This is a genomic window from Bacillota bacterium, from assembly GCA_036504675.1.
Lineage (GTDB): Bacteria > Bacillota > Sulfobacillia > JAJYWN01 > JAJZPE01 > DASXUT01.
On record DASXUT010000038.1, the window covers coordinates 1 to 2,056 of the forward strand.

Genomic DNA, 2,056 nt, shown 5'->3' on the forward strand with positions numbered 1-2,056 from the left:
GCTGGTCTTCATCTGCGACCCCAACAACCCGACGGGCAACCGGGTGGGGGCGGCGGCCATCGTCGAGGCCCTGACCCGGGCCAATCCCGAGACCTACGTGGCCGTGGATGAGGCCTACTGGGAGTTCAACCTGGGGGAAGCCGGCGAGGCCGCGATGACGGTGGCCGGGCTCATCGCCCACTACCCAAGCCTCATCGTCCTCAGGACGATGTCCAAGGCCTTCGCTCTGGCCGGGGCCCGGCTCGGCTTCGCCCTGGCCGGCCGGGAGACGGCCGCCCGCCTGGAGGTGGTCCGGATGGCCTTCAACGTCAACTCGCTGTCGATGGCCGTCGCCGAGGTGGTCCTCAACGAGGCCGATTACGTCCGGGACGTGGTCGCCCGGGTCATCGACGGCCGGCGGCGGCTGACGGCCGGATTGGCCGGCATCGCCGGCCTCTCCCCGCTCCCGTCCTGGACCAACTTCGTCCTCGTCGGGACAGTCCGCCCGGCGGCCGAGGTGGCCAAGGCGTTGGCCGACCGCGGGGTCCGGGTCCGCCTCTTCCCCGACGTCCGGCTGTCCAACCACTTCCGGATCAGCGTCGGGCGACCGGAGGAGCTCGATCAATGTCTGGAAGCCTTGAGCGACGTGATGGAGGGAGACTCATGAACGATCAGGAGAAGCGGGCCGAGGCCCGCGAGCGCCGTGGGGAGTGCGAACGGGCGACGGCCGAGACCGCCGTCCGGGTGGCCGTCCACCTGGATCGCCCGGAGCCGGTGGAGCTGTCGACCCCCCTCCCCTTCCTGACCCACATGCTCGATCAGTTGGCCAGGCATGGTGAGTTCGGCCTGGAACTGACGGCCCGCTTCACCGGTGAACCCCTGGCCCACCACCTGGCCGAGGACGCCGGCATGGCCCTCGGGCGGGCGATCGACCAGGCCCTCGGCGACCGGAGCGGGGTGACCCGTTTCGGCTGGGCGGTCGTCCCGATGGACGAGTCCCTGGCCGAGGCGGCGGTGGACCTCTCCGGTCGAGGCGGCTTCTACGGTCGGGTCGATTTCTCGTCGGCCGCCACCGCAGGCTTCGAGGCCGCCGACGGGGTCGAGTTCCTGCGGGCCCTGGCGGTCAACGCCCGCCTGACCCTCCACCTCGACCTGAAGCGGGGCGGGAACGCCCACCATGAGCTGGAGGCCTGTCACAAGGCCCTGGCCGTGGCCCTGCGGCAGGCCTTCGCGCCGGCGATGAGCCCGGCCGGGGCGGGCGGAGGCTCGGCGGCCGGGGGCTCGGCGGCCGGGGGCTCGGCGGGCGGGGCCTCGGTCCCGTCGACCAAGGGGGTCCTTTAGAATGGGCGAGATGGGCCTGGCCATGGGTGACGGCATGAGCCGGGGTGCCGGCTCCGGCCCGGGCGGCGTGGAGATTGCCGTCATCGACTACGGCCGGGGGAACCTGCGCAGCGTCCAGTCGGCCCTGGCCCGGGTCGGGGCGAGGCCGATCGTGACGGCCGACCCCGCCCGGCTGCTCGAGGCTCCCGGCGCCATCCTGCCCGGGGTCGGCTCCTTCCGCGACGCCATGTCGACCCTTCGTGAGCGGGGCTTCGTCGAGGCCATTCGGGAGTACGCCCGGCAGGGCCGCCCCATCCTGGGCATCTGCCTCGGGTTGCAGCTCTTCTTCGAGAGGGCCGACGAGGGCGGCCCCGGCGAGGGCCTGGGCCTCCTCGAGGGGCACGTGGCCGAGCTATCCGGTTGTCCGCGCCTGCCCCACATCGGTTGGAACCTCGTCCGGCGGCTGCGGCCGACGCCCCTTCTGCCGGCCGAGGCCGAGCCCTTCTACTTCGTCCACTCTTACGGGGCGGTCGGCGTCCCGGACGAGACTCTGGCGGGGACGACCGAGTACGGGGCGACCATCGCCGCCGTCGTCCAGAAGGGCCTGGTCATGGGAACGCAGTTCCACCCCGAGCGCAGCGGAGCGGCCGGCCTCGCCGTCCTCGGCCGATTCACGGAGGTGGTCCGCCAATGCTCGTGATCCCAGCCATCGACATCCGCGGAGGGAAGGTTGTCCGTCTCCTCCGCGGGGACTATG

3 protein-coding genes are annotated in these 2,056 nt (G+C 72.3%); all 3 read left to right on the forward strand.

Features of this window, described 5'->3' with window-relative positions; all coding sequences use genetic code 11:
- On the forward strand, positions 1–646 hold a 646-nt coding region (locus tag VGL40_03110), incomplete at its 5' end, for an aminotransferase class I/II-fold pyridoxal phosphate-dependent enzyme (GenBank protein ID HEY3314258.1).
- Entirely contained in the window at positions 643–1,320 is a 678-nt protein-coding gene (locus VGL40_03115) for an imidazoleglycerol-phosphate dehydratase (protein HEY3314259.1), read from the forward strand. The genes VGL40_03110 and VGL40_03115, both read left to right, overlap by 4 nt.
- Positions 1,321–1,354: 34 nt before the next feature.
- Positions 1,355–1,999, forward strand: a complete 645-nt coding sequence (gene hisH / locus VGL40_03120) for an imidazole glycerol phosphate synthase subunit HisH (protein HEY3314260.1) — start codon at positions 1,355–1,357, stop codon at positions 1,997–1,999.
- The last annotated feature ends 57 nt before the right edge of the window (positions 2,000–2,056 follow it).

Bases quoted from the DNA above. Each gene is read 5' to 3' on its own strand.
- VGL40_03115 (HEY3314259.1), top strand. From the start codon at position 643: ATGAACGATCAGGAGAAGCGGGCCGAGGCCCGCGAGCGCCGTGGGGAG.
- hisH (HEY3314260.1), top strand. From the start codon at position 1,355: ATGAGCCGGGGTGCCGGCTCCGGCCCGGGCGGCGTGGAGATTGCCGTC.